34 protein-coding genes are annotated in these 25,932 nt (G+C 33.1%); 27 read left to right on the top strand and 7 right to left on the bottom strand.

Translation table 11 applies throughout. From position 1 onward, the window contains the following. The first annotated feature begins 368 nt into the window (after positions 1-368). Positions 369-863, top strand: coding sequence for a hypothetical protein (locus AN964_RS22920; protein WP_055742123.1), 495 nt, complete (start codon positions 369-371; stop codon positions 861-863). Between the two features lie 230 nt (positions 864-1,093). Here the strand turns inward: AN964_RS22920 and AN964_RS22915 are convergent, their stop codons facing one another. From AN964_RS22915 to AN964_RS22905, 3 genes are read right to left on the bottom strand one after another with little or no spacing between them, the layout of a single operon-like run. After that, positions 1,094-2,173 carry an NAD(P)H-dependent flavin oxidoreductase gene (locus AN964_RS22915; protein WP_055742122.1) on the bottom strand — a complete coding sequence of 360 codons (1,080 nt, stop codon included), beginning with the start codon at positions 2,171-2,173 and terminating at the stop codon, positions 1,094-1,096. A 3-nt stretch (positions 2,174-2,176) separates the two neighbouring features. After that, on the bottom strand, positions 2,177-3,373 hold the full coding sequence (locus tag AN964_RS22910; protein WP_055742121.1) for a YbfB/YjiJ family MFS transporter: 1,197 nt from the start codon (positions 3,371-3,373) through the stop codon (positions 2,177-2,179). A 36-nt stretch (positions 3,374-3,409) separates the two neighbouring features. Continuing rightward, a complete protein-coding gene (locus AN964_RS22905) occupies positions 3,410-3,799 on the bottom strand; it encodes a tautomerase family protein (RefSeq protein ID WP_055742120.1) in 390 nt (129 codons plus the stop codon). A 184-nt stretch (positions 3,800-3,983) separates the two neighbouring features. Here AN964_RS22905 and AN964_RS22900 point away from each other — a divergent pair, with 184 nt between their 5' ends. The 8 genes from AN964_RS22900 (at position 3,984) to AN964_RS27380 (ending at position 9,323) form a co-directional block, all read left to right on the top strand. Beyond that, entirely contained in the window at positions 3,984-4,844 is an 861-nt protein-coding gene (locus AN964_RS22900) for a LysR family transcriptional regulator (RefSeq protein ID WP_055742119.1), read from the top strand. Positions 4,845-5,283: 439 nt separating this feature from the next. Then, on the top strand, positions 5,284-6,276 hold the full coding sequence (locus tag AN964_RS22895; RefSeq protein ID WP_055742118.1) for an NADPH:quinone oxidoreductase family protein: 993 nt from the start codon (positions 5,284-5,286) through the stop codon (positions 6,274-6,276). Positions 6,277-6,841: 565 nt separating this feature from the next. Then, on the top strand, positions 6,842-7,162 hold the full coding sequence (locus tag AN964_RS22890) for a PadR family transcriptional regulator (protein WP_055742117.1): 321 nt from the start codon (positions 6,842-6,844) through the stop codon (positions 7,160-7,162). A 221-nt stretch (positions 7,163-7,383) separates the two neighbouring features. After that, a complete protein-coding gene (locus AN964_RS22885; protein WP_055742116.1) occupies positions 7,384-7,737 on the top strand; it encodes a DUF1048 domain-containing protein in 354 nt (117 codons plus the stop codon). Continuing rightward, a complete protein-coding gene (locus AN964_RS22880) occupies positions 7,734-8,066 on the top strand; it encodes a DUF1048 domain-containing protein (RefSeq protein WP_055742115.1) in 333 nt (110 codons plus the stop codon). Before AN964_RS22885 ends, AN964_RS22880 begins: the two co-directional genes overlap by 4 nt. A 56-nt stretch (positions 8,067-8,122) precedes the next feature. Beyond that, a complete protein-coding gene (locus AN964_RS22875) occupies positions 8,123-8,656 on the top strand; it encodes a DUF3916 domain-containing protein (protein ID WP_244885903.1) in 534 nt (177 codons plus the stop codon). A 251-nt stretch (positions 8,657-8,907) separates the two neighbouring features. Beyond that, entirely contained in the window at positions 8,908-9,060 is a 153-nt protein-coding gene (locus tag AN964_RS26830; RefSeq protein WP_163258574.1) for a hypothetical protein, read from the top strand. 134 nt (positions 9,061-9,194) lie between these two features. Continuing rightward, on the top strand, positions 9,195-9,323 hold the full coding sequence (locus AN964_RS27380) for a hypothetical protein (protein WP_268888305.1): 129 nt from the start codon (positions 9,195-9,197) through the stop codon (positions 9,321-9,323). A gap of 32 nt (positions 9,324-9,355) precedes the next feature. Here the strand turns inward: AN964_RS27380 and AN964_RS22870 are convergent, their stop codons facing one another. Further along, on the bottom strand, positions 9,356-9,715 hold the full coding sequence (locus AN964_RS22870) for a darcynin family protein (RefSeq protein ID WP_055742113.1): 360 nt from the start codon (positions 9,713-9,715) through the stop codon (positions 9,356-9,358). 174 nt (positions 9,716-9,889) lie between these two features. Here AN964_RS22870 and AN964_RS22865 point away from each other — a divergent pair, with 174 nt between their 5' ends. After that, a complete protein-coding gene (locus tag AN964_RS22865) occupies positions 9,890-10,183 on the top strand; it encodes an antibiotic biosynthesis monooxygenase family protein (RefSeq protein WP_055742112.1) in 294 nt (97 codons plus the stop codon). Between the two features lie 159 nt (positions 10,184-10,342). Here AN964_RS22865 and AN964_RS22860 read toward each other — a convergent pair whose 3' ends face one another. Further along, entirely contained in the window at positions 10,343-10,720 is a 378-nt protein-coding gene (locus tag AN964_RS22860; RefSeq protein ID WP_055742111.1) for a hypothetical protein, read from the bottom strand. A 390-nt stretch (positions 10,721-11,110) separates the two neighbouring features. Here AN964_RS22860 and AN964_RS22855 point away from each other — a divergent pair, with 390 nt between their 5' ends. The 14 genes from AN964_RS22855 (at position 11,111) to AN964_RS22775 (ending at position 21,836) form a co-directional block, all read left to right on the top strand. After that, the gene (locus tag AN964_RS22855) at positions 11,111-11,629 is read left to right on the top strand and encodes a GNAT family N-acetyltransferase (protein WP_055742110.1); all 519 of its coding nucleotides are present in this window, start codon (positions 11,111-11,113) and stop codon (positions 11,627-11,629) included. Positions 11,630-12,243: 614 nt separating this feature from the next. Beyond that, entirely contained in the window at positions 12,244-12,792 is a 549-nt protein-coding gene (locus AN964_RS22850; protein ID WP_055742109.1) for a P-loop nucleotide/nucleoside kinase family protein, read from the top strand. A gap of 302 nt (positions 12,793-13,094) precedes the next feature. After that, entirely contained in the window at positions 13,095-13,736 is a 642-nt protein-coding gene (locus tag AN964_RS22845; RefSeq protein ID WP_055742108.1) for a DUF4304 domain-containing protein, read from the top strand. A gap of 164 nt (positions 13,737-13,900) precedes the next feature. Then, positions 13,901-14,368, top strand: a complete 468-nt coding sequence (locus tag AN964_RS26825; RefSeq protein ID WP_055742107.1) for a hypothetical protein — start codon at positions 13,901-13,903, stop codon at positions 14,366-14,368. Positions 14,369-14,615: 247 nt separating this feature from the next. Continuing rightward, entirely contained in the window at positions 14,616-14,951 is a 336-nt protein-coding gene (locus AN964_RS22835) for an MmcQ/YjbR family DNA-binding protein (protein ID WP_055742106.1), read from the top strand. Between the two features lie 228 nt (positions 14,952-15,179). Next, positions 15,180-15,635 carry a DinB family protein gene (locus AN964_RS22830; RefSeq protein ID WP_055742105.1) on the top strand — a complete coding sequence of 152 codons (456 nt, stop codon included), beginning with the start codon at positions 15,180-15,182 and terminating at the stop codon, positions 15,633-15,635. A 918-nt stretch (positions 15,636-16,553) separates the two neighbouring features. Beyond that, a complete protein-coding gene (locus tag AN964_RS22815) occupies positions 16,554-17,015 on the top strand; it encodes a UPF0715 family protein (protein WP_055742102.1) in 462 nt (153 codons plus the stop codon). A 130-nt stretch (positions 17,016-17,145) separates the two neighbouring features. Next, complete coding sequence (locus tag AN964_RS22810; protein ID WP_055742101.1) at positions 17,146-17,472, top strand: hypothetical protein; 327 nt, start codon at positions 17,146-17,148, stop codon at positions 17,470-17,472. A 141-nt stretch (positions 17,473-17,613) separates the two neighbouring features. Then, the gene (locus tag AN964_RS22805; protein WP_055742100.1) at positions 17,614-17,919 is read left to right on the top strand and encodes a hypothetical protein; all 306 of its coding nucleotides are present in this window, start codon (positions 17,614-17,616) and stop codon (positions 17,917-17,919) included. Between the two features lie 186 nt (positions 17,920-18,105). After that, a complete protein-coding gene (locus AN964_RS22800) occupies positions 18,106-18,612 on the top strand; it encodes a DUF3916 domain-containing protein (protein WP_055742099.1) in 507 nt (168 codons plus the stop codon). 164 nt (positions 18,613-18,776) lie between these two features. Then, entirely contained in the window at positions 18,777-19,031 is a 255-nt protein-coding gene (locus AN964_RS22795) for a hypothetical protein (protein ID WP_055742098.1), read from the top strand. 535 nt (positions 19,032-19,566) lie between these two features. After that, positions 19,567-20,142, top strand: a complete 576-nt coding sequence (locus AN964_RS22790; protein ID WP_055742097.1) for a hypothetical protein — start codon at positions 19,567-19,569, stop codon at positions 20,140-20,142. A 392-nt stretch (positions 20,143-20,534) separates the two neighbouring features. Next, positions 20,535-21,095, top strand: coding sequence for a hypothetical protein (locus AN964_RS22785; protein ID WP_055742096.1), 561 nt, complete (start codon positions 20,535-20,537; stop codon positions 21,093-21,095). A gap of 504 nt (positions 21,096-21,599) precedes the next feature. Continuing rightward, positions 21,600-21,836, top strand: coding sequence for a hypothetical protein (locus AN964_RS22775; RefSeq protein WP_055742094.1), 237 nt, complete (start codon positions 21,600-21,602; stop codon positions 21,834-21,836). A gap of 143 nt (positions 21,837-21,979) precedes the next feature. On the opposite strand, the gene AN964_RS22770 is transcribed toward AN964_RS22775, so the two are convergent. Next, a complete protein-coding gene (locus AN964_RS22770; RefSeq protein ID WP_213083988.1) occupies positions 21,980-22,378 on the bottom strand; it encodes a hypothetical protein in 399 nt (132 codons plus the stop codon). A gap of 369 nt (positions 22,379-22,747) precedes the next feature. Between AN964_RS22770 and AN964_RS22765 the strand changes: the two genes are divergently transcribed. The 3 genes from AN964_RS22765 to AN964_RS22755 all read left to right on the top strand — a co-directional run bounded on the left by AN964_RS22765 (position 22,748) and on the right by AN964_RS22755 (position 24,410). Then, a complete protein-coding gene (locus AN964_RS22765) occupies positions 22,748-23,086 on the top strand; it encodes a hypothetical protein (protein WP_055742092.1) in 339 nt (112 codons plus the stop codon). Between the two features lie 275 nt (positions 23,087-23,361). After that, on the top strand, positions 23,362-23,559 hold the full coding sequence (locus AN964_RS22760) for a DUF5316 family protein (RefSeq protein ID WP_244885908.1): 198 nt from the start codon (positions 23,362-23,364) through the stop codon (positions 23,557-23,559). 572 nt (positions 23,560-24,131) lie between these two features. After that, the gene (locus tag AN964_RS22755) at positions 24,132-24,410 is read left to right on the top strand and encodes a hypothetical protein (protein WP_055742090.1); all 279 of its coding nucleotides are present in this window, start codon (positions 24,132-24,134) and stop codon (positions 24,408-24,410) included. Between the two features lie 870 nt (positions 24,411-25,280). On the opposite strand, the gene AN964_RS22750 is transcribed toward AN964_RS22755, so the two are convergent. After that, positions 25,281-25,796: a hypothetical protein gene (locus AN964_RS22750; RefSeq protein ID WP_055742089.1), complete on the bottom strand. Its 516-nt coding sequence runs from the start codon at positions 25,794-25,796 to the stop codon at positions 25,281-25,283. Between the last annotated feature and the right edge of the window lie 136 nt (positions 25,797-25,932).

Raw genomic sequence — 25,932 nt, 5'->3', positions numbered from 1 at the left:
TGTACTTTATTTGTAATGTACTGTGATTTCCTTTTCCATATTTGGTGATCTGGATTTTACTTGCGATATACTGTTTTACACATTACAAGTGAACCCGTTAGGATTACACATAAATGTTTATTATGAAGTTTGTGAAAAAGTGTACTTAAGTAACGGGTGCAGGAGTTAAAGTTCAGCTGCCAATTTGGCGGCTTTTCATTTAACTGTTTAGTAAGAAAACACTCTGAAACTATTGTATCTTGTACTCGTATAATATATTAGTTCGTTTATATATCATGCAGATGATTAGCAGAAAACCACTTAATTTTATTCTAATTTTACAACTAATTACGAGTACCTTATCTGAAGCATCCGAGGAAGGTGATATTGTGAAGGTATTACTTCATATGGGTTATTTCATTGCCCTTATTGTTCTCTCTTTTATTTCCTTTTTTACGTTATTTGGGACAGGATTTGTGGATGGGATTAACGCAATTGTATTATTTATTCCTTTAGTTTTTAGTGTGGTGTGGCTAAGTGATTACACATGGCGTTTTTTTAGTGTAAATTCATCTCCAGATAAGGTACAGCTGTTTCGTCCGACTAAAAATTGGACATTTATCAGTTTATTCCTTGCTGGTATTTTTACAGTGTATAGTTTATTTCTAACAACTTTGATTCCCTTTCCTGCAGCATTTGCTCCACCTTGGGTATTTCTTGGAACACCTCTAGTTTTGTTGCTTATTTGGTACTGGCTACTATATAGTTATACAAAGAATTATAAACAAAAGAGAACAAAGTCCGTAGTGTTGAATACGCTTCTTCTATTCCTTTCTTTGATATACACCTATCAAATATGCAGTATTTATATCAATGACTTTTGAATATTTGACTACTGGGTGCAAGGGTTTAAGATCCAGCTGCATTTCGGCGGCTTTCTTCGGGGGAGATTTGTTTAACAAAGCAAAAATAAAAATTAGAAGACAGTGTCTAATAAAGAGGCAAAAAGAAATTAATAAAATTAAATTTAAGCTTAACAAATATAGCACCGCCTTTTGACAGGGGTGCTAAAAATAAAATTATTTACTTTTATAATTGTTTAAGCATACACAATTTAAATATATGAATTTATGTTTTTAGCTTCTTCAATAATATTCTTTATTAACGATTTAACGGTTTGACTTTTGGCTAATCTTGGACTTTGACCAGACCAAAGTGACATAAAGTCTTGGTTGTTTTGTGTACTAGAAGCCTTTCTTATATCCTGGGTTAGTGTGTTTTGAACAGGATAATCTGGTAAAAGATTTTCTTTATCCTGCATTTCTATAATAAATTTATTTTTTATTCCTCTTGCCCATTTTCCAGAAAATGATCGAGTTAAGTCAGTTTGATCTTCGTTAGCATTAAGAATAGCTTCTTTGTGTACCTTATGTGCTCCACTTTCAACGCAAGTTAAGAAAGCTGTACCCATTTGTACACCCTTTGCTCCTAAACAAATCGAAGCCATTAACCCTCTCCCATCCATTATTCCTCCCGCAGCAACAACAGGAATGTTTACGGTGTCAACAACCTGTGGGATTAGGGACATTAACCCAACTAAACTCTGCTGATACTCATCGATAAAGCTCCCACGATGTCCGCCAGCTTCACTACCTTGGACAACAACAATATCTATGCCTGCTTTTTCATTTTCAACTGCTTCTCTAACGGTTGTAGCAGTTCCTATTAGAATAATGTTAGATTGTTTTAATTCTGCAATCACTTCTTTAGAAGGAATGCCAAATGTAAAAGAGCATACAGGCACCTTTTCTTCCATTACAATCTTTATTTGTTCCATAAATGTTTCAAAAACATCATTAAATCTAGGAATCTCAAAGCTATCTTTTTCTTGTAAATTCAATTGCTGACGAATTGGGTTTAAGAACTGGTTTGCTGAATGAACTTCCTTCTCTGTAACCATAAATTCTTTAGGAACAAATAGGTTAATACCAAAAGGATGTGATGTAAGCTGCTTTATTTCCTTAATTTGTTCCCGTGTTTGAACTGGTGTCAAGTACCCAGCTCCAATCATTCCTAACCCCCCAGAATTTGAAACCTCTGCCACTAATGTAGAAGTTGTTATTCCACCAGCCATAGGAGCTTGAATAATCGGATACTTAACTTTCAACAGCTCTGTCATTTTATTGTTTAACATAATTTACACCTCGTAATTTTTTTTACTTAATATTCCTTGAGATTTCCTCTCAAATTGAATTCCATTTAAAAGCATCCCTGCCCCAATTAAAACGACACTAGATGCTCCTATCAAAGCAGTATTAAAATTATGAGTGAATGATGATAAGACTCCAGCAAGGATTGGTCCGATCAACTGCCCAATAGCATAAATAGCAGTCAAAATACCGATTGTTCTATTACTATTAGTTGGATTCATTTGCCGTCCCAGTGTGGTAGCGAGCGTTGTGATTCCCATAAACGTAGCTCCAAATAATAAAGCACTTATGATAAAACTTGATTTCGAAATCCACAAGGCTGGCATCGCCATACCCAAAGATTGCAAGACCATTGCAAGTACTAAGGATTTCACGTATCCCCATTTCTTAGCTAGTATAGACCAGATGAGACAGGAAGGAATTGCTGCCAATCCAACCATCATCCAAACTAGAGTGGCACTTCTATGAAAGAATGTAGTCTTGTCAGCAATAGATACGATAAACGTACCGGTAACAATGTAACCCAATCCTTCTAATCCATATGCAATGATCAACCATAGCAGCCATTTAGTAGGGGGGGATTTTGCAGAAATTTCTTGTGTAGCTTTTATCTCGCCAGCGTTTGAATGATCATCTAGCCAGATCCATACAAAGAAAACTAGGATTCCACTAACAACAGCTAGTCCTATCCAAGTTCCTTCCCACTGAAATAATCGGTTTAATCTCGGGATACATAGACTGGATAAACAGATTCCCAAACCCACCCCTCCATAAAATAAACCAGACCAACTGGTTTTGTTTAGAACAGCAAGCCTATCTAACACGATACCGGAGGCCAGGACCAACACAAAAGCACTCGAAACCCCCGATAGAAATCGAAGAACATACCAAAGCGAATGCGAGTATGTTAGCCCCATTACGGCAGTGGTTAAGATACTGACGAGAAGACATATTCTCAAGAAAATCGTTCTATGCTGTTTTAGGGGAATTGCACCTGCTAAAACTGCTCCAAGCAAATATCCTGTGTAATTACTTGAGGCAATATAACCAGCAACAGTATTTGAAAAAGAAAGATCCTTTTGCATAAGTGGCAGAATGGGGGTATAAGCAAATCTTCCAATCCCCATGGCAATGATTAAAGACAATATTCCCCCTATTAAAAAAAGATAAGGTTGCTTCTTCAAATTAAAACCTCCAAATAGTAAAGAAAACTTTATTAGCTATAATGAACCAGTTAGAAATTGTGCTTCTCCCAGTCCAAAACTCCAGTCGGCATCGCTGTTTTCTGTTATAGAAACAATCAAATCTTGTGGGGAAATACCGCACTCAGCTTCAAGGTTACGGGCAAGAAGTGAGTACAAAGTTTCTTTCTGCTTAACGGTTCTTTTTTTACTTACAATACTAATAATTACTAGGTCTTTGCTTCTTTTATAACCCAGTCCTGTATCCTCAATGATGAGCTCATGCGGCGGGTGTTGATGAACTATTTGATAACGGTCACTTTCAGGCACTTGGAAAGCTTCCACCATCGCACGGTGAGCCGAATCCAATAATTTTTTTAGCGTTTCTTCGTTTCTGCCTTCTATTAAATCAAAGCGTAATAATGGCATTTTGTCTATCTCCCTTCAAATTGTAATGATGTTTTTAGAATGTGTGCTTTTTACAAAGATTAATCCCCAGTTAGGATAATTAAAGCATATCGCTTTTTTGTTATATGGTATAATACTTAAAAATGATATTTGGTATCACTATAATTGATGGCTGAAGGATATATCAAATGAAGGAGTGATTATTTTGGATTTGCATACTTTAAAAATTTTCCGCACCGTGGCAAAGTTGGGAAGTATTTCACAGGCAGCAAGAGAACTTCAATATGCACAATCGAATATCACGATGAAAATTCAGCAGTTGGAATCGGATCTGCAAACTACCTTATTTTATAGGCATAATCGTGGAACTGCTTTAACAGCCAAGGGGAGCATATTATTAACATACACGGAAAAAATATTTGATCTTATAGAAGAAACAAAAAGTGTGATGAGCGATGATCAAACACCAAATGGTCCGTTAATTATTGGGTCGATGGAAACAACTGCAGCAGTTCGTTTACCAGACCTGCTTGCAAAGTATCATAAAGACTTTCCAGATGTTGATTTAACGTTAAAAACGGGCTCTACTGAACAAAATATTCAAGGAGTTTTGCAGTATGAACTTGATGGAGCATTTGTGGCAGGACCTATCGAACACCCAGAGCTAAATGAAAAGGAATTAATCGAAGAGGAATTGGTAATCATTACCGATACTATTCATCCCCCTATTTCTTCTTTTAAAGATATTCAAACAAGGACGCTGCTTGTATTTCATGCTGGATGTTCTTATCGAGAAAAACTTGAACAATGGTTACATCAAGAGAAGGTAATTCCCAATAAAATAATGGAATTTGGCACCCTAGACGCGATTATCGGCTGTGTAGCAGCTGGTCTTGGTATAAGTATGCTTCCACAAAGTGTTGTTTCAAAGCATGTACAAGACGGAATCCTTAGACAACATTCCATTCCGAATCCATATGGAAAAGTCAAAACAGTATTCATTTATCGAAAAGATAAGTATGTACCTACTTCTTTAAAAAAATTTATCCATTTGATAAGTGATTAGGTGAGTTTTTTTAAAAAAAGAGTTTAATGAAAAGGGTGAAATATCGCACTTAGATGGGGATTAGGATAGTATCTATTCACTTTTTTAATTGTGCTGACTAACGTAGAAGATGAGTTTTAACTAAAAAATGAAGTTAATTAGCCTAAAACGTTTTATAAAAAATCGATATTTATATTACCCGACCACGTCCCCTTTTCAGCTATCACATTATCAGATAGCAATTATCTATTTTACATATTTTACGATAAGCATTTCTGGAGTTATGATTTATATATCAAAGTCTTAAGTGGCGGAATGTAGACCCTATACTTACATAAATTAAAGAGGCTATGCCTTAATAAGTAGAATTTTTCCAGCGAACATTAATTCAGCAACCAAATGATATACTAACAAATTTACTTAAATAGTGACTTATTATTAATTGAAAGGAGTACAAGTAATGATACAACCCTTTGATGCACTAGTTGTAAATAAACGAGAAGACCAATTTTCTGTAAAGATTCAAAAGCTAACGATTCAAGATTTACCAGATGGAGAAGTATTGATTGACGTCCAATATTCTGGTATCAACTATAAAGATAGTCTCGCTACAATTCCTAATGGTAACATCGTCAAGACTTATCCATTTGTCCCTGGAATTGATTTAGCAGGGGTCGTTGTATCATCAGAAGATCCTCGATTTCAAGAAGGTGACGAAGTTATCGCGACTAGCTATGAGATTGGTGTTTCCCATTTTGGAGGCTATAGTGAGTATGCTCGTATTCCAGCAAAATGGGTTGTTCCCCTACCAAAAGGTCTTACGTTAAAGGAAGCAATGATTATCGGAACAGCTGGTTTTACAGCGGCATTGTCGGTCCAACGACTAGAAGAAAATGGTGTTTCTCCCGAAAAGGGAAGGGTGCTTGTGACAGGAGCTACTGGTGGTGTAGGTAGCTTTTCTGTCTCTATTCTCTCAACTCGTGGGTATCAAGTGGAAGCAAGCACGGGTAAAGAATCTGAACAGGAGTATTTAGAGAAACTTGGAGCAGCCTCCATTGTTACTAGAAAAGAAGTATTTGATGGGAAAATCAAAGCATTAGGTAAACAAAAATGGGCTGCTGCCGTAGATCCTGTTGGTGGTGAACCACTTGCATCCCTATTAAGTCAAATTCAATACGGCGGCTCTGTTGCTGTAAGTGGTTTAACAGCGGGAACAAAACTTCCGACCACAGTCTTCCCTTTTATCCTAAGGGGGGTAAATTTACTAGGAATTGATTCTGTGTATTGCCCAATGGAAGTACGATTGAAAGTATGGAATAGATTGGCAACGGATCTTAAGCCAGTAAACTTAGAACAATTTATTCAACAAGAAATAACCATTCAGCAACTTCCAGAAGTCTTACCTACACTACTTAAAGGGCAAGCGCGAGGGAGAACACTTGTAAAAATATGATAAGAAATGACGAGATACATAATTTCTCGTCATTTTTCAATGTTAGCTAATATAAATTTGCTTTTTATCCTAAAATGTCCCGAACGATGTTCATGTTTGAAAAAATGGAAAGTGGAGGACTTAAGGGTGGTATCAATATCTGCTGAGTCCTTTTTGTTCATTAGTTCTTCATCCTCTTTCTACCAAGGAGTCAATTGCCATCCAAATTATTGTGTTTTACGCACTCACTTAATAGAACCAAGAGTTTATAGTTATCTTTAGCTTGTTTTTCCCAGAAGTAAATAAAATGGGTTTGACACAACAACTATTTTGTAATACTATATAGTTGTATTAAGTATTACTAAGTAGGAAGCGTTTCAATCTTAATGGTGTTGTATAGCCGTTAATATTGGTATCGAATTTTTTAAATAAATATAGTTGACACTCATCACTAATCAGTGTTACTATATACACGTAATAAGTAATACTAAATAGAGGGATTTTCTCAAAAGCTATTTGGAAATTATTCATCACAGTACTAAGTTATACTGAATATAAGTCAGACAGAATAGAGGTGGCTCTAAACATGGAAAATTTAACTGAAATGCTGAAGGGTTCACTGGAAGGCTGCGTACTTGAAATCATCAGCCGCCATGAAACCTATGGCTACGAGATTACACGCCGCCTGAACGAACTTGGGTTTACCGAAGTCGTGGAGGGGACGGTCTACACGATCCTCATGCGACTAGAAAAGAAAAAACTGGTGAGCATAGAAAAAAAACCGTCAGATATGGGGCCGCCCCGCAAGTTTTACACGCTTAATGAGGCTGGTCGCAAGGAACTTGAATTGTTTTGGAAAAAATGGGACTTTGTATCATCAAAAATTAACGTTTTGAAGTCAACATAGCTGCATAAGATATTCCATCCGATAATCTTGGATTATTCCTACAACTTGGTTGAGATTGGTCTTCAACAGATTAGATCAGAGTTACCGGCAACGACGGAGCAGCTTTCCGTGGTGCTCTCGTCATTGATGCAAAATAGTGGGTTGATAAGCAACGTCATAACGATGCGATTAAATAATAGAACTTTGCTGAACAGCTTAGTATCTTAAAGGAGGAGACTATAATGAACTTTTTAGAAAAAATCACCGGAAGTGATATGACTAAAGAAATGAAAGGATTTGAAGCACGAGCAAAAGCCTTGCCAGCGGAATATCAAACTGCTTGGAAAGAAATTACAAGTAATATCTGGATTCACGGCGATTTCACTGGTCGTAATCTGATGCCGATTCTTGACAGTGCTCTTGAACTGCTTGAAGTTACATCAGCAGACGGCCAAAGCATTGAAGAAGTACTAGGAGAAGATATCAAAGGCTTCTGCGCAGCGCTTGTCGGTGACGAAGGAGCAAAAACTTATAGAGATAAGTGGCGTAACCAACTTAACAAGAATGTTGCAAGAAAGTTAGGAGGATTGAAATGAGCATCAAAAAAATCATCGAAGGCAAAAAAGAATGGAGAGCCCATGTTTCGCGTGTCAAAGCACTTCCACAAGATTACCAAATTGTCTATAAAGAGATCCAAAAATATCTCTTCAAAGTCGGTCCTGTAGAGCTTAACGAAGGTATCGGACTGCTCTCGGAAATTGTAAGCTTCTTTGAAGAAGGCGCAGCTGCTAGGAAAGGTGTGCTTGAAGTTACAGGAACAGATGTTGCTGCTTTCTGTGATGCGCTGATGGAAGATTCAAAAACTTATGCTGACCTCTATCAAGAATCGGTCAATCAAAAAGTCGATAAGGCTATGAAAAAATAGAAAATTAAAAGATAAAATGGAATGTGAATAAATACAATTAAACGGGAGTTAGTATAGTGAGATGGAAATTTGATAACGGATCAAAAAAGAAAGTTAGGGGGTTAAGAAGAAGATACAATACTTTTGTAGAGGATTTAACTGACTTAACCAAAACTATGCCTAATCCTGATGATTATGGTTTAGGCTATTGGCACTTACACTTACCTTTTAGCCAAGAATATATTGATTCGAAAAAAACTCCTAACAAATTAAGACGAGAAATTATGCAAGAATTAATTGAACGGGTAAATCATTTAATAAATATAAAGTCAAAGGAACAGAGGGATTATTGCATCTATGCAATTATTTCATTGCCAAATTTATTTGACTCACAAATTGTAGTAATACCAGATAAAAGTTGGTTTGATGGTTTTTTCGAGAGAAACTCGGCAGAACAAAAATGGATACCTCTAGAAAGCGAAAGAAATTTAATAAAAGAGTGGAATCTTGTATTAATATCTGATTTAAAAGTCCGAGGTTTCAAGGAGATAATTTCGGATGATGACTTCAACTATGAAGGCGAAATCTGGTTTATTGGTGAATTAACTTAGAATAATGAGATTCTGTAAATCGGTGCCATTTCTTCAATCCAAGCAAGTTTATACTTTATAAGTTTGTGAAATGTTGTACTAAAACAATCGGGGGTAAGAGGTAAAAATCCAACTGCCAATTTGGTGGCTTTTTCTTATTCAGCTAACGAAAAAGTCTACTATATTTCCATTTCCGCCCAATAAAGGGGTTGTTATGTTAAAATTAAAAAAGACAATGGATAATCCTAATAGGTGGGAGGAGGAATTTAATTATGGTTGTTGGCTTAATTGTCTTGGGAATTATTTTATTACTTTTAGGATTTTTAACGCCTATTGCTTCGGGAACAACAATTTTAATTTCTGTAATTTTATTTGTTATTGCAATTGTGCTCTCATTCAAACAAAGACGGGGGTCAAATACCTGATTAAACTAAACTGTGTTTTCGTTGAACAGATGGTTGCTAGGGCAGCCATTTTTTTATTGAACTTAAAGGAAAAGTTACTTGAAGAAGAATGGTAATATAAAAAGTAATGAAAATTTATATAACGGGGTGAGAAGATGAGCCTTGGAATGGTATTAACTGGTACAAGAGTTAAAGATCCAGCTGCAGCTGCCAATTCGAATAACGAGGCAGGATACTATAAGAACAATGATACCTTTAGATTAACAAAAAAGGGAATGAAATGATTCATCCCTTTTGTTGCAGCTAGACTTTATTATTATTCTGAATCCATTTCTAAAACCTCTTCCTCAAATTTTTGATAGGCATTTTGGACACCCATAATAACTTTTTTAATTTTAAAGTAACCATTAGAATAGGCATATGTATCTCGTATTTCTTCCCACATAAAATGATACATTTTTAAATCTGATGTTTCACATAGAATAAAATCGGTGTAGGTACCGTCTCCAAATGCATCAGCGTCAAAAAATTTTACCTTAACGTGTTCGTTGTATTTTCTAATTATTGAATATAAATCCTCTGCAAGCTCTCTTCTTTTTTCACGAGGTAAAGCTAACCAAGATGGATAAAACTCTAATAAAACTATAATACCGTGATTTAAATTGGTTTTAGTCATTCCGTTGCCTCCTTTTAATTTACTTAAACACCATTTGATTATACTAATTTTCGGTAATTTTTGATAATAAGGCATTCCTTTAACAATGGATGTATTTTTTTATTGTAGTGGATAGTTGAATAAAAGCGGATAAATAACGTAGTAATGTTATACTTTCAAAAAGGGGGAATTTCGTTGATTTTGGAAGCTGTTTTACTGCAAGTTAAAAAAGGTATGGAAACAGAATATGAAGAAGCATTCCGTGGTGCATCGAAAATTATATCCTCTATGAAAGGTTACATATCTCACGAATTACAGCGTTGTATTGAGGTTGAGGGGAAATATTTACTACTGGTAAAGTGGGAAACATTAGAAGACCATACAGTTGGATTTAGACAATCTAACGAGTATCAAGAGTGGAAAAAACAATTACATCATTTTTATAACCCCTTTCCTACAGTTGAACATTTTGAGAAAGTGAAGCTTTAATATTGTTCTTAAACTGTCTTGTACGCTTCTTCAATAACGAAGGGTCGTTTTTTTTTTTTTTATTGAAGTAAAGGGTGGTATGTTTAACAAGGGTTTGAAAGATTCAAAAAAAGCTCTGATTTCATTCAAACAGAGCTTTTTAAATCTTTCTGCAAGCAATCAATGTATAAACTCTTCAAGAGAAAGACTCCATTGTCCACTTTGGAAAGGACTAGACCATGATCCATTAGCTTGCCAGGGAGGTATTGGTCTTTTGACTATAAATCTCCCACGATATTCTTCAGGGGGAAGAAAATGAATTCCAGAATATACACCTGCTAATGTAAACTCGGTATATCCATTATAATGAACAAATCCTGTGGTTCTTCTACCACCTATAAAGCCTGAAATACGACCAGTCCAGATATCAATAAACACTGAAATTGGAGATACAGTACCATTGTGTTGTTTAAATAGAGTCCCTGTAAACCTTCCGTTGTAAGGGTAAGAGGGGTCTTGTTGCCGTTTTATTGGTTCAATCTCTAAATGTTCATTCATAAATATCCTCCTATTTTAAAATCTATGCTTGATACCAATATATGGGTTTCGTGATAAATTGTTCGTTTAATAGCAAAAAAACAGGATATGAATCTTTAACATATTTAAAAGTCGGTGTTACGTATAATATACTTAAACTATGGGGTGCGATAGTCCAAGCAGGATTATCGCTTATTTTCGTTTAAGTTATTAAGCTAACGGAGTAGGATAGTGACAAAGAAAAGAAGGAGTTTGTAGTAAAAAAGATGAATATATTTTAGAATAATTAGATTGAGAGGAATTTTGAGGTACTTTTTAATTGGCTTTATCGTGATATTTATTTTTCTTATCTTATTACAAGTGCAACTCAACAAAGGTACTAACAATACTATTTGAAATGAGGGGACAGATTTGATAATTAGACAAATGGAACCCCAAGAGTTACCGGTTGTCGCAAAAATCTATGTAGATAGTATGAAGGCAACCCATAAGGGGATTGTGTCAGAAAAGTTTATGGAGTCAATATCGAACGAAAGTACAGTTGAAAGATTCAAGGAGATTTTGGAGAATAGCAATCTACAATCATTTTGTTATGTAGCTGTAAAACAAGATAAAATTATAGGATTTTCAATGGGCTCCTTACCTGATCATGCACCTCAAGGGTATCAAGGCGAGTTAAACACGCTTTATATTTCGCCTCATTATCAACGTAGTGGTGTGGGAAAAAAGTTGTTACATGCCGTTACTAATCACTTTAAACAGAATGAGATAAGGTCAATGTTTTTGGGAGTCTTTAAGGACAACTCTTCCGCAAGAAAGTTTTATGAGTCTGTTGGGGGTATCAAAATTGGTGAATTCCTTGATGAGCGTCTTAGTAAAATTAACGGACATGATCTAGTCATAGCTTTCTATGGGTGGAGGAGTATATAATTTTATGACTATACCATATTTAGAATGTATAGCGTCCATCCATCTTCTCAATAGATTTCAGGAGAGATGAAGTTAAAAGTTTTCTGAGGATGCAGGATTAATAGAGAGTGTTTTAGGAGCTCGAAAACGTGTTGGAAAGGTGAAGCCTATGCCGAATTCTTCTCCCAAACTTCCTTTAACGGAGGAAGAAAGAGCCAAATTAAGAACTTGTAAAATTAAAAGATATTTCGCATATTGGTACAGTGGAACTTTCTCAATGCTTGGGAATATCCAGTGATAGATCCAAATATCTGCGTGCTAAAGGGGGCAAGAGTTAAAGATCCAGCTGCCAATTTGTTGGCTTTTCTTATTCGACTAAAGGGGTACTATGGTAAAAAAAGGAATACCGAGGAATACTGTAAAAAGAAAATAAACCATTAGACTGTAGACTGAGAAAATGTTGAGTGATTAAAAAGATGTTTACTTACAAATAAAGTCGTTTATTTTACAATAAAGTTGTTTATAAACTTTAACGTCTTATTCCATTAAAGAGAGCAATTTAAATTGAACATTGCCTATTGGGGTAGCGTCCCGAAATAGAAAATGTATTAATGTGAAAAAATGAGGAGATAAATATGAAACATGGCAGAATTATTATAATTACTGGTTCACCAGGGACTGGTAAAAGTACAACGGCATCTATTGTTGCTAAAGAGTCTAATTTATCAAAGTCGGTACATATGCACACAGATGATTTTTATGACTATATTCAAAAGGGGGCAATACTTCCATTTTTACCGGAATCACAAGAACAAAACTTAATTGTTATTGAAGCTTTTTTGGAAGCTGCAAAACGTTTTGCACGTGGTGGGTACGATGTGATTATAGATGGAATTGTTGGTCCTTGGTTCTTAAAGCCGTGGCTAAAAGTCGTACAAGATAATTATGAAGTACATTACATTATCTTAAGAGCGACTAAAGAAGAAACGATGAAAAGAGCAATCAATCGTACCAAATTAGACGAAGATACCAACATTGAATTGGTAGAAAAAATGTGGGAACAATTTAACAATTTAGGCATCTATGAATCCAATATTATTGACACAACAAATCAATCAACAGAACAAAGTGTTTCAACAATAAAAGCTGTGATTGAAAAGAAATCTTCTTTACTTACTATATGATGTGATACAAAAGTTAAACAAACGGGCTCTATTGTTGAATTAAACTCCCAGATTTAAACGACTTTATTGTAAGAAAATATAATATTAGACTCGGAACGGCATTAAGCTACCGGGAGTATAACTGGTTCGCGAAAAATAATAATGACTACTGATAGGCGCAAAAAGGTAGCGCCTATTTTTAATTTAGGGTAACAAAAACTACCGTATTTACAATCATTCATTGTTCCACTAAAGGGGTAGTTTAGTTCAACAAGAAACCGATATATAATAGAGGGATTAAAGGGTTATGAGGTGGATAAACAATGATTGGCTCTCCTGAAATAAATAAAGTAATTAGACAAATTTTATCTCCTACATTAAAAGAAAATGGATTTGACAAAGTGAATACAAGACATAATTGGGGTTGGCATAATCACTGTACTTGGGTATTTGACATTACTGCTGTTGGGAAGAATTTTTCAGATATAACAGGATGGTCTCCTATGTCTGTTTACGTGGATTTAGGGATATTCTATGATTTTGTTCCACCTAAAGATGGTGAAATAAAAATTGGTACTAAAAATGAATTAATACCTAAACCACATCAATGCCAGTTACAAAAACAGCTCCATTGCAGGGTTGACCAATCTATTTATACTAATAAACTTGATAATCCTGCTGAAAAAAAGCGAAATGATATTTGGTGGATAGAACCCAATGGCTCCAATATCGAGGAAGTTATAAACGATATAAAACAATCTTTCTTGAGTGATGGATTAGAGTGGCTATTGAAAAATACAGATTTGGAGACGGCATTTAAAGAAATTGAAAGTGAGCACGATTCTTTTAACAAATTCTACAAGGCAAGATGTTTTGCAGAGCATTTAAATGATAATTTTAAGTTTGAAGAGTACAGTGAATTATTAGAAAAAGAGCAAAAAAGAATTGATGGCTTGTTCAGCTAACACGTGCAATAGTTTAAGATCCAGCCGCCATTTCGGCGGGCTTTTCTTATTAAACAAAAGGGCAGGTTAGTTGAGGAGTGTCGTTTAACTAAATTACACAATCGTGCGATTTTCTGAGATAATATTTGATAAATAAATTCGGTAGTTTAGGGAGAATTTTTACAATGAAGTATTTTGTAGATGATGACCATTGGGATGTAATGGGCTATTCAAAAGAGTTAAAAAAACTATTATCCAGATTTAATAAAGAGACATCCAATTTTTTGAAAAACCATTCATTTCATGATGGTAAGGTTGTTTCTCTTACGGTTTTGAATCAAGAAAATGGGAGAACAAAGGATCCGACCACAATTAAAATGGTGATTGAGCAATATGAAGAAGATGCGGGGATATATGAAATACAATGGTTAAACGTTCGTAAGTTTTTAATGGATTATGATATTAAAAGAAATGTTTACGGTAACAAGCCTAATGAAATTGTCTTCGGTGGTAGAAGAGGACTTGATGAGTGGGGCTATGATGAGATACTTCCGTTGAGTAGAAGGAAATTACAACATGAAATTCTTTTACATTCACAAACGAAAATACTTATTCATTCCTCGGATATAAAGATTAGAAAAATAAAAGCTTAGAAAATAAGATGTTCTTCTTCAACCATCGGGTGCAATAGTTTAAGATCCAGCTGCCATTTCGGTGGCTTTTCTTATTGAACAAAAGTGGCAGTTTAGTAAAAATTCATTGTGGACAATAGAATAACTTGTTGAGGACTCCTTTAAATATTTAGAATCAATTTTATGGTAAAATTATGATTATTTTTTTGAACTAACTAACGTTCCGTGTAAAGCTTTAAATGCTTTGATGTTGAAGGGGTGGTAAACAATGAAAATGAGAGAGGAAGCTATTGATTACTGTCTGAAGTTAGAAGAAACGTATGAAGATTATCCGTTTCGTGATAAGAATTGGACATTGATGCGGCATAAAAAAAACGAGAAAGTGTTTGCCTGGATATTTGAAAAAGATGACCACATCTGGGTCAATGTGAAGTGCGAACCAGGTTCGCTGGATTTCTGGCGTAAACTTTATCCTTCTGTAGTTCCAGCATACCATCTTAATAAAGAGCACTGGAATTCTATTATTCTTGACAGTACTATTCCAGAGGAAGAGATTTACGAAATGATAAGAGAAAGTTATCATTTAACAAAAGCAAAAAACTAAAGATTCTAACAGTGGTAAAAGGATTCAGCTGTTCAGGCAATATTATCGGAGAACGAGCCCGCTGATAACTTTTTAATAATTTATTGAATGTTATCTGAACCATCAAATAATAGTTGCTACTGCGAACCCTTTTTCTTGTTGCACTAATGGGGCAGTTTAGTTTAATAAGGGATATTAAAGTCTTTCGAAGAATATAGTTTTTTAGTTATATTGAAGGAGTGAAGGCGTGTGGAAGATATAATTAATGCAATAAACTATTGGATGCAAACATTACCAAAGGTATATAACTCAATGGCAGAAACAGAAATATCAAATCGCCCATTACCAAATAAATGGTCCCAAAAAGAGATTTTAGGGCATCTATGCGATTCTGCATTAAATAATATTAATAGGTTTATAAAGATTCAGTACGAAGAACAACCATTTGTTATCCAATCATATAATCAAGACCAATGGGTAATACTTCAGAATTATCAAGAAAGACCACTTGAGGAGATAGTAAATCTTTTTTTATCATTAAATGAGCAAATCATAAATATTATATCAAATATTCCAAAAGAGGGATTATCATATCTTTGTGATATAGGAAATAAACAAGAAACATTAGAGTGGCTCCTAAAAGATTATCTTAATCATATGGAACATCATATTAACAACCAAATTCTTAATAAAAATAAAGCGTAATATAGATATTCTCTTTAACTATCGGGTGCAAGAGTTAAAGATCCAGCTACCAATTTGGTGGCTTTATCTTATTCGACTAAAGGGGCAGTTTAGCTTAATAAGTTTTTTATACACACAACCTAGATAATGGGCTTATAATTAAGTGATTTGGATTATACAAGGAGCAACTTTATGCGTATTTCACATTTAGCAATTTCCCCTATATATATCATTGTACTAATAATGTGTATCGGATTTTTGTTATTCTTTCGTAAAGACAAAGGATTTTTTATGTTTATGGGAAAAATTTATGCTTACCTTCATATTGTTGTTTATTTTATTTCCTTTTATTTTTATCTTTATAAAGGCATATAGTTATTCCTCTTTTTCTTAAAAGGTATCATTAGTATCCCTTTTAAGAATGGGTGCTCTTTTCTTATTGCGGTAAGGAGCAGGTTAATAGGGAAAAACATATTTACAGTAAGATGTAGTGTTGAGGTGGGTATATGATAATAATTTCAATATTGAAGTGGATATTTTTCCTGCTTTTTATATGTTTTGGTATTTTATTTTTAATTGAATTCATAAAACTGTGGGTTTGGACAAGTAAAAAGAAAGAAAAATGGATAACAAGGAATGAATACTTAGTTAAATCTTTTAGATTCAGTATTTATTTCATAATTTCTGGATTAGCTGGTTTTTTTTTATAAATTTTTAAAAAGTCTTTTGTGAAACTTTTCTTCTTCAACTAGCGGGGGCAAGAGTTTTAGATCCAGCTGCCAATTTTGGTGGCTCTTTCTTATTCGACTTAAGGGGCAGTTTAATTCAAGAAGGATTAATGCTTTTTTGTTGAAGTTTCTTATTGTGCTAAAAAAGCAGGGTAGTTGAAAAAATATAATGAAATGGAATAAAATTACTCTTTAACAAGGGGTGTTTATTATGGAGACTTGGAAATTAACCGAAAAATTATGGGGACTTAGCGATAAAGTACCTTTTTACTTTTTTAGTTTATTATTTTCTAGTATCTCTTCTTCAATTATGATGATTGTCTGTTTCTTAGGACTATCTTGGCTTACGTTACTTGCCATTATTATGTATTCTGTCTTTGTTTTTATTTCTTATTTACTTTTTGCTATGCCTTTACAAATAATTTTAAATATACGTCCACATAAATATAGTGGATTATATCTTATAATTTATACGTTCGTTTTTTTTGTCGCGGTATTGTTGGTTAATATAATAATTGATAATACACCATTATATTTAATTAAAACCCCAACATATTGTGCTTTAAGTATTATATTTGCAGTTATATATTGGTTATGGGATTCTGTCCTTTTGCAAAAGCGAGTAAATGCTCGAGATGAAAAAGGAGCTACGTTTGAAGCTAAAGAGCGGTGAAGAAGGGAAAAGAGTTAATGTAGATGAGGTCGCTTTAAGTGCTCTTTTTTTGTTCCACTAAAGGGGAGGTTAGTTTAACAATAACAGCTGATAAAATAGAAATAAAAGATTCCCAAAAGGGGGTTGGATTATGGAGAATTTTCCGTTGCTTATTGATGTTTTACCAACACTCTCAAACAGAATAAAAGACTACTTTATTAGTAAATCGGAATTTGAATTAGCAAATCAGGTTGATAATCTGCAAATAAAAGGACTTTGCGAGTGTGGTGACCCAGATTGTGGTTCATTTTATCTTTCTCAGAATGTTGATAATGAGGATAAACTTGAATTCTTTTCATTTGAAGGGATAGGAACAATCGAAGTTTATAAAGGTAAAATCGGTTTTATTGAAGTTTTCCCAAGTAGTGAAGGTTATCAAATACGTTCAATATTAAAAAAAGAGGGTTTCTCTTATTAAGCTAAAGGGGCAGGTTAGTTTAACAAGGATTTAGATTAAAATATGGAAGATAGTACAGTAGAGTTGAGATTTTATTAGTGTTAGTAATTTTTATAAGATTAAATATTATTATAGGATTTCTCAAATTAACGGAGGCTCCAAATGGATAGCAAATTATTAAATAATATTATTAACAAAGGATCACTTATACTACTACTTTTAATTACTTTTCCGTTTGGTCTTGCTAACATTGTTAATTTTTTCATCCCTATTGAAGTGGTTTTTAACTCACTGCTTATTTTAGCTGCTGAGTTAGTGCTGATATTCACGACTGTTTATATCAAATTTTCAAAAAGAGAGAGAAGTATAGAGAAAGCGTTCTGGTTTTATATATTCTTTAACTTATTAACAAATATATTGTTTATTATTTGGGGAATATTTTACTTAGGTTCTGGTTTATCGATATAAAATAACTAATTTCATTATTAGACAATAATGGCTAGTGCTGATCAACCAAAAGTTAATCAGCTTTTTCTTTTTGCACTAAAGGTGCAGTTTAGTTTAAGGAGAATTAGGGTTATCGTATCAATGGGGAGTTAAAAAGATAGAATACATTATGCAAAATTCAAACCTTATATTTAGGAGAACAACAGAATGAGAATGAAAAAATTTCGAGGATTAAAAAGAAGAATTAGAAAGTTTTACAATGATTTTGAAGAAGAGACCAGAATTTTCCCAACAGACTTTGAAGGATATTATGAATACCATCTTCCTGATAATGGAGCATATTGGTTAAATTCCTCAAAAGTTTCAAATAAATTAAAATCCGAGTGTTTCCAGTTTTTGATTAACAGCACTAAACAATTAATTGATTTAAAACCAACTAAATTAGCGGATGCAAAAGTTGTTTTAATGATTGATTTTCATTATTGGTATGCCACAAAAATCTATATTTTTAATGAACCCAAAGAAGCTGAACTTGTGTGGAACGATGGAAATGTTTCGGTAGAAAAGTTAGAGGATTTTCGGGACTTTGCTAAAGAATGGAATGTGGAAATTCCTTCCGGACTAAGTGTTATCGGAACTAAATCCAAAGTGATAAATAGGGACTTTAATTCTGTTTTATATGGCGGTGAAACTTGGTATATTGGACAACTTTAATATTGAACCAACGGGTGCAAGAGCTGAAGATAAATACAGTCTCCTGCTCTTTCCTTATTGCGCTAACGGGGCAGATTACTTTAAAAACATATGGTAAGATTAGTGAATTATATTCTAGCTTTAAACGCTAATTTATCTATGAATACTAAATTTTGGAGGATCCAATGGTGGTAAACTTTTTTAAGTCTCAGGCTTTTGGAGGAATTATTTTAATACTTTTTGGTTTTGTATTCTTTTGGGGAATGAGAGGAATTACAAAAGATGTTTTTTTAAATACTGATAAATTTGAAGGCTTTAAAAAGTTCACGCCATTACCACCAATTATTAATTTTTATCTTATCCAAACAATATTAGGTCTAGGAGCAATGATAAGTATTTGTGGTGGGATATTTATTATTCGACCACTATTCAATATTTAGATAGATATAAAAAAATAGCTTCTTAATCAGCTAACGGGGCAGTTAGTGGAATAAAAAAGTAAAAGATGGTCAACCTAACAACTTTAATTATAATAAGAAGGAAATCATTTTTATGAAAAAAACAATACTAATATACATAGTAGGATTATTAATTTATCTTATACCGATTGGCGTTTATGAATCTTATAATAATAATTCATCACAAATCATTAATGTTCTAAGTTTTATATTTTCTTTATTTATCATAGCAGTGTTAAAGAGGATATTTTCAAAAGATCGAAAATGACTTCGTTAAACTAACGTGATATAGCTGATAATCTAAACGATTGTCGGCTCTTTTTAAACTAAAGGGGCAGTTTAGTTGAATAAGTGATGTTATAATATTATTAAAATTTTAAAAAATGTAGGAAATCTGTCTCAATAGACTTTACCTTATTGGAATTATGAATTGATACAATTAAGCAACTGAAAACCACAAGGGGATTAGCCCCAAAATAAAGGAGTTTTATATGAGTACAAAGCGTAAAAAAATATTTTGGGGATAGGTTTAGGAACATTCATTATAGTTATTATAATTTTTATTTCTATAATGACTTGGTATTATCCGTTATCGCCCTTTAGTGTCAATCATAGTTTTACTTATCATCCTGGTTGGGAAACACATAATGGTAAAACCTATAAAGAAGAGCTTAACGAGTTTAAAGGTACCTATGAAAAGGATTTAAAAGAGAGTTCAGCAAGTGATAATATCAATTTCACAGTAGAGCGAACCCGATATATTCTTCCGATTTTTGAACAGAACTGGCTTATTGGCACGGATCCCAAATCAATGGATAAAGATAAACTGAGTAGAATGCTTTTTGATGTAGAACAGGCAAGGAACACCCTGTTAGATCTTGTTTCTGAAGGAGATTATAACAAGGAAGAAAAAGAATACTTGGTTGACACTATAAAGAGTTTCTTAAGCTTAGAAGAAAGCATTAGACAGATAAAAGATGGAAAATACTTCTCGAGAAGCGATTTAGAAACTTTGTTTGGTAATTTACGTGGAGCTTTTAGAAGTGAATTTAATCTCTATACTACTAACTTTTATGATAGGTCTAACAAATAAGAGTTGCGAAACAATCAGGTGCGGTTGTTGAGTATCCGTCACTTTTCTTATTGAACAAAAGGGGCAGTATAATTTAATAAGAATTATAGTCACTTGTGGTAAAATAATGCAAAATTCATGCTAAGAATTAGGGGAGAATTATGTCTTATAATTTTGTTAGCCATTGTTGCAGGTGTTTTAACATATATTATTATGAGTACACCAATAAACCCAATTTTAATAACAAATATATTATTAGGACTCATAGCAGGACTACTGATAGACAGAAAGAAATCTTAAACTTTGGGTGCGTTAATCGAAGAAGGATTAACGCTTTTTTTGTTGAAGTTATTAATCTAAAGAAGCAGGATGTTAAAAGAATAAAACAAAGATTTTTTTAGGGTAGGGTTGAAATGAACCTTAATAATAAAGAAGAGAAGGAAATAGAAATAAAAAAGTTATATAAAGCTCAAAAAATAGCATTGTACTGGCTGTTAGCACTTATATATTTATCGTTTATAGGGTTACAGCTTGGAAGAATTCAATCTATTGCGAATTTCAATTATAGTCTCCACGAAATAATGAATTTACCTTTTATTATAGCTATATTTGTAGTACCTGTCTTATCTCTTATTTATATCTTCCTTTACATTAAATATTTACGAAAGAGAGGAAGAAAAAAGACGGATATAAAATCAATTATTCAATCAATATTGATAATATCTTCTATCGTAATCTTTATTACAATTACGGACTACCAATTCAATGAAGTATCGACTACTGGTATATTTAAAGTTGAACAGAAACTACATGATGACAGTAAATATTATTTGCTAGTCAATGATAAAAAGGTTTGGGTTTCTTATAATGAATTTCAATTAGTTCAAGAAAATCATCAGTATTTAATTAGCTTTCTATGGAATAAAAGAAATCCAGACAAAGGGAAACTCAAAAGTATTAAGCCATTAGATTAAAATAGTACAATATTATTTGCTTATTTCACTATGGGGAAGTAATAGTACAAGAAGGGATCGCTAATGGTGGTCCTGTTTTTTGTTGAACTAACGGGGAGTTGAACAATCTTCATTAGCGTTAATTCAACAATCGGGCCAGATAATTGAATAAACGTTTGCGTAAAATAGGGAAATTTGAAATAATTAGTATTTAATTAAGAACATTGAATAAAGAATAGTAACAAGAGAGATGGGGTATTTATGAAAGAGAAAAAACGCTTTTTTAGGACAAAGTTAATAATGACTCTAGTTTTAACCTGTATTTTTATTACTTATTACATTTGGAATACAGGGGCTAGTCACATTTCAATACCACAACTGTTGTTTATTCCTGGTATATTTATTTTGTTTTTTTTAGTTGAAATTGCGTTAATTAGATATTATGGAGAAGATAAAGGCGACTAAATTCAAAAAGGGTTTATGACACAATCGGGCCATTTAATTGAATGTGGGGTGTAGAAATTCTTGAAAAAGAAGCTGTTGTTTTTGGGTGTTTTCATGGTTTTATTATCCGCTGAGTGGTACGTTTGTGGGCACGTTAACCACTTTGTATTCGCACACATTTTGACAGGTCCTAGTTTTGCATTCGATTTCATAACAGTTTTATTTTACTTTCTAGTTGTCATTCCACTCCCGGGTTATTTATCGCAGAAAATCATCAATGGTGCATCTGCAAAAGAAAGGCTTTTATTTATTTCTTGAATGATGTTGTTCCAGAATCGGGCGCGATTGTTGAGTAAGCGTCACTTTTCTTGTTCAACAAAAGGGGGCTTTACTTCAATAGGGGTAAGGCATTTTTCCTGTTCAACTAAAAGGGCAGGTTAGTGTAATAAGGAAAGATTAAACTACTCCATTATTAAGTTAATTGTATCATTTGCTATTCCTTCACCTAATGCTTGTATATGTAAGTGGTCAAGAATGGATAGACGGTCAATATTCCAAGTAAATGTAAACAGATTATCCTTATCATCTTCTTTAATGTCATAGCCAAGGAGTTTTCTTTGATGCCAGGTTTGAGTACCAGTGGGCATTAACCAAAGCAAGACAGTTTCAGTGCTTTCGGCTTTCAATTTAAATGTAATCTTCTTTGTTCCTTTTGGTATTTGAACCCAGGCTCCTTTTTTTGGGAAATCAGTGTCAATGCTAATTATGTTAGGCGGGGCTGGAACAACCTTTTGATTACCCACAGGTTGTAATGGTGTTAAAAGACTTAAAACAAGACACGACTTCAAAATCAACAACAATTTGACTCATCTCAAAATTAGTGTTTCCCTTTTCAACATTAATATTTGCTTGTTCCACTAACGGGTGCAAGAGTTAAGATCCAGCTGCCAATTTGGTGGCTTTTTCTTATTTGACAAACTTGCCAAGATTCTTATGTAAGAAGTTGCAATTACACTTTCAAAATAATTATATAAAAATAATTCATTGTTCCTCTAGTAAAAGGAGTGACATCCTTATAGGTAAATCTACTTAAGATTCACCTTCTCCTTTTTTTATGAACTGCAAAATAGTCCAAAATAAGGATTTTTAAATATATATTGGATTTTCATGAAGAATATAAATACTATATAATTTAGATTATTTAGACAATAAAAAAGGGGAGTTTAAGAATGATTATTTTTTTTCGAGTGCTTTTTACTCTTATGATTTTATGTCAAATAATTGGGCTTATTTACTTGCACTTAAATAAATTTAAGTCTAAAGCAGTATATTTTTTAACCGATTCACCTTTAGAAGAAATAGATTCAGAAAAAATGGATCATGTACGTAGATTAAAAGTTAAAAGCGCTGTAACTATACAATCACTGATATTCATATTAATATCAGTCCTTTATATGATTGACTTTAAAGAACACGGTTCAGATATTAGAATTGCTTTGATATTTGCGTTTTTTATTGTTAGATATGGCTTTAAACACATAGTAAACATTATTATAAAATCAATATAAAAAGTCAAAAAATACATTAGTGAAGCATATGCAGTAGTGGTATAGGAAAAGACTCATCTGGTCCAGAAAGTATACCAAATTTTAAAGGTGAGCCTATACACCTATTACAACTAAATTAAACAAATTAGTTCAGATAAGGTGAAAAATTGTACTTAAAAAAAGGGGCAGGTTAGCGTAACAAGAACATAACTAATTGTTGGAAATTAATGAAACCTAATCAATTATAAAACGTAAAATGATTAAAGTATGGAGGGAGTTGGATATGGTTGTTCCAGGTGTTTCTCATTATCGGTTTATTGGGTATCGCTTTATCAGGAATTTTCTTAGGAGCTTGGACAGATGGACAACAGCAAAGAGCAAACTTTTTTTCAGAAACGGTACAACATAGAAAGTTCAGAACAAAAATCGCATTATACTCTGGTCTTCTAGGAGTAATCTCACTAGGAATAGCTGGTTTGATTTATATGTTTTGAATTGCTATCTTCGGACAGCTTTTCTTCTGTAACTACTATGAAAGTACAAAACAGTGAATATCTAAAAAAGACAATGCTAAAGTAGACCCAGCAATTTAAATTTTAAAAAAAGCTGAGCCTAAAATTAGACCTCATGTCGCAATATCAGTATTACCACAAAAACTCTACTTTCGTTCTTTGTGGTAAAGCGATGATTTTTTCGATTCATGGGTGGCTATAGGGACAGTTTAGTGGAACAATCCTCATTAACTTTTATTCAAAAATCGGGCGCAAGAACTGAACAATAATGGACTGTTACAGCGGTCCATTTTTTTGTGTCTTTATTTAGTAAATGGTAAGAAAAACACATCTGACAAGCAATGCTAAATTAACCAATATCGGAATAAGTATTTAATAAAGTCTAAGATGGGTAGGTGTTATATATTGTTTAAAAGGGTAAATATTCCAATAAAAGTTGTTTTAACCTTATCCATTGTAAGTGTATTGTTTTTTTCTCTTATGGCTCGAAAGGTTTAGTATCTACAAATGCGTCTGTTGAACAAAATGTGGGTGGCGTTAAGGATAATTTAATTATGGATATTTTTACACCAGAAATTTTGAAGGCTATAAAACAGCACTATAAAATGGCAGAAGATAGTTCGGTTGGATACGGAATAGAAAATTTTGAAGTTTCCAAGAGGAAAAAAGGCGACTATGTAAGTTATCATGTTTTGTTTAATATTGAAGTGCTGGATCACGATGTTAGTAAAAATAAATCAAAGATTTTGGGAAATGATACTTTAAAATTCGTTTTAGGATTTGATAAAAACATTCAAATAGACTTAATTAGCTATTCTCAAAATGATGAATAGAGATAAACGTTTATTTTCATTCTTCAACGGGTGCGTATCTTCAATAAGAAAACATAAATCATCTTCCACAATCGGGCGCGATTGTTGAGTAATCGTCACTTTTCTTGTTCAACTAAAGGGTGCTTTAGTTAAACAAGAATAAATAATAAAGACATACAAAAAACACCGTACTAATTTCGGTGTTTTTTGTATGAGATTTAACTTGTTATTACCCCATATAAATTTAGTTTTATACTTCAAAACTGAACTCGTTAACATGACTGTGGCTTTATCTATCGCCTCTAATTTAGTTTTCAAAGGCTATAAATTGGGAGCTTGTAATAAGGTTTTAAATTAAAAATAAACTTGAAATATTAAAACCATCCTTAGGGGCTTTTTAAAATTATGGATTAATTAGGGGGGCAATGGACAGATGTAAACGAATATTTTTGTACAGCAATTTTTCAATGATATTAAATGATTAGAGTTAGTGGACTCATGCTACCCGGATCAAAGCCACCAAATCTCGAAGTTTATAAACTACGTTTAGGTAATCTAAGGTAAATTAAATACAGATTGTTAAAAATTGTACTTACGCTAACTGGAGTTTAGTTTAATAAATATCATTAAAATAGAACATTTTCTATAACGATTAATTACAGAAAAAAATCCTCCATCCAATATGGATGAAGGATTCATAGAAGGAGATTTAATAACTAATTGGAGGAATTGGTCATCGACCATCCATTACTAAAGATGGTTATCGGTAACAGGTAAGAATGTAATTGGTAATTGGATTATTGGTTTTACCGTTTGCAATTACAATTGTACTTGAGTACACAAAAACATCTCCTTCTATGCCTTGAAGTGGAGTCTCACCGCTTCAAGGTTTTAGAAATATTTTTCACTATCAAAATTTAATTCTATGGAATAGTTTTTGGCATTAATTAAATTAGACAGTCGATTAGCTTGGCGTTCAATTTCTAAACCTTGTAACCGATACATTTCTGGATCAAACATCGCAACTTTAAGAAGAGATACACCCTCACAATAAGAATAAGGAAACTCCTCTTTAGGTGCTGTGCCGTATACCTTATATTTCCGAGCTTTAGCACGTAACTGGGTAGCAAGTTCTATTGCTTCAACAATCGTAAATAATTGATCATTAAAAGCAATTTCGTTTTCGATATTCGCTTTATACATGAGTTTGTCAAGTAAACGAAAATCTTTTCGGACTTCTTCTAAATCTAGTTCGACATCAGTTAAAGTACGAACTTGTTTCGGAACTTTACTTCCTTTTTCAATTTCTATAAACGCTACACGATCCATTTCTTCTTCTAATTCATGTATTCTTTTGGATAATAAGCTCTTTAATTTTACAGCTTCAGCAAGAGAAATATTAGGCATGGCATTAGCTCCTTATATAAATATACATATACTGTGTTTTGAGATTATCATTCTATCAAAAATCTTTCAACAGTAAGAAAAGAAGGACATAACATATTAGTCATATAAAATATGTTATGTCCTTTATTGATTTACC

The sequence above is a fragment of the Heyndrickxia shackletonii genome (genome assembly GCF_001420715.1).
GTDB classification, from domain to species: Bacteria; Bacillota; Bacilli; order Bacillales; family Bacillaceae_C; genus Margalitia; species Margalitia shackletonii.
This window is presented reverse-complemented; position numbering and strand designations above follow the sequence as displayed.

Bases quoted from the DNA above. Each gene is read 5' to 3' on its own strand.
- AN964_RS22915 (WP_055742122.1), bottom strand. From the start codon at position 2,173: ATGTTAAACAATAAAATGACAGAGCTGTTGAAAGTTAAGTATCCGATT.
- AN964_RS22905 (WP_055742120.1), bottom strand. From the start codon at position 3,799: ATGCCATTATTACGCTTTGATTTAATAGAAGGCAGAAACGAAGAAACG.
- AN964_RS22895 (WP_055742118.1), top strand. From the start codon at position 5,284: ATGATACAACCCTTTGATGCACTAGTTGTAAATAAACGAGAAGACCAA.
- AN964_RS22890 (WP_055742117.1), top strand. From the start codon at position 6,842: ATGGAAAATTTAACTGAAATGCTGAAGGGTTCACTGGAAGGCTGCGTA.
- AN964_RS22885 (WP_055742116.1), top strand. From the start codon at position 7,384: ATGAACTTTTTAGAAAAAATCACCGGAAGTGATATGACTAAAGAAATG.
- AN964_RS22880 (WP_055742115.1), top strand. From the start codon at position 7,734: ATGAGCATCAAAAAAATCATCGAAGGCAAAAAAGAATGGAGAGCCCAT.
- AN964_RS26830 (WP_163258574.1), top strand. From the start codon at position 8,908: ATGGTTGTTGGCTTAATTGTCTTGGGAATTATTTTATTACTTTTAGGA.
- AN964_RS27380 (WP_268888305.1), top strand. From the start codon at position 9,195: ATGAGCCTTGGAATGGTATTAACTGGTACAAGAGTTAAAGATCCAGCT.
- AN964_RS22870 (WP_055742113.1), bottom strand. From the start codon at position 9,715: ATGACTAAAACCAATTTAAATCACGGTATTATAGTTTTATTAGAGTTT.
- AN964_RS22860 (WP_055742111.1), bottom strand. From the start codon at position 10,720: ATGAATGAACATTTAGAGATTGAACCAATAAAACGGCAACAAGACCCC.
- AN964_RS22850 (WP_055742109.1), top strand. From the start codon at position 12,244: ATGAAACATGGCAGAATTATTATAATTACTGGTTCACCAGGGACTGGT.
- AN964_RS22845 (WP_055742108.1), top strand. From the start codon at position 13,095: ATGATTGGCTCTCCTGAAATAAATAAAGTAATTAGACAAATTTTATCT.
- AN964_RS26825 (WP_055742107.1), top strand. From the start codon at position 13,901: ATGAAGTATTTTGTAGATGATGACCATTGGGATGTAATGGGCTATTCA.
- AN964_RS22835 (WP_055742106.1), top strand. From the start codon at position 14,616: ATGAAAATGAGAGAGGAAGCTATTGATTACTGTCTGAAGTTAGAAGAA.
- AN964_RS22815 (WP_055742102.1), top strand. From the start codon at position 16,554: ATGGAGACTTGGAAATTAACCGAAAAATTATGGGGACTTAGCGATAAA.
- AN964_RS22810 (WP_055742101.1), top strand. From the start codon at position 17,146: ATGGAGAATTTTCCGTTGCTTATTGATGTTTTACCAACACTCTCAAAC.
- AN964_RS22805 (WP_055742100.1), top strand. From the start codon at position 17,614: ATGGATAGCAAATTATTAAATAATATTATTAACAAAGGATCACTTATA.
- AN964_RS22800 (WP_055742099.1), top strand. From the start codon at position 18,106: ATGAGAATGAAAAAATTTCGAGGATTAAAAAGAAGAATTAGAAAGTTT.
- AN964_RS22795 (WP_055742098.1), top strand. From the start codon at position 18,777: ATGGTGGTAAACTTTTTTAAGTCTCAGGCTTTTGGAGGAATTATTTTA.
- AN964_RS22785 (WP_055742096.1), top strand. From the start codon at position 20,535: ATGAACCTTAATAATAAAGAAGAGAAGGAAATAGAAATAAAAAAGTTA.
- AN964_RS22765 (WP_055742092.1), top strand. From the start codon at position 22,748: ATGATTATTTTTTTTCGAGTGCTTTTTACTCTTATGATTTTATGTCAA.
- AN964_RS22755 (WP_055742090.1), top strand. From the start codon at position 24,132: ATGGATATTTTTACACCAGAAATTTTGAAGGCTATAAAACAGCACTAT.
- AN964_RS22750 (WP_055742089.1), bottom strand. From the start codon at position 25,796: ATGCCTAATATTTCTCTTGCTGAAGCTGTAAAATTAAAGAGCTTATTA.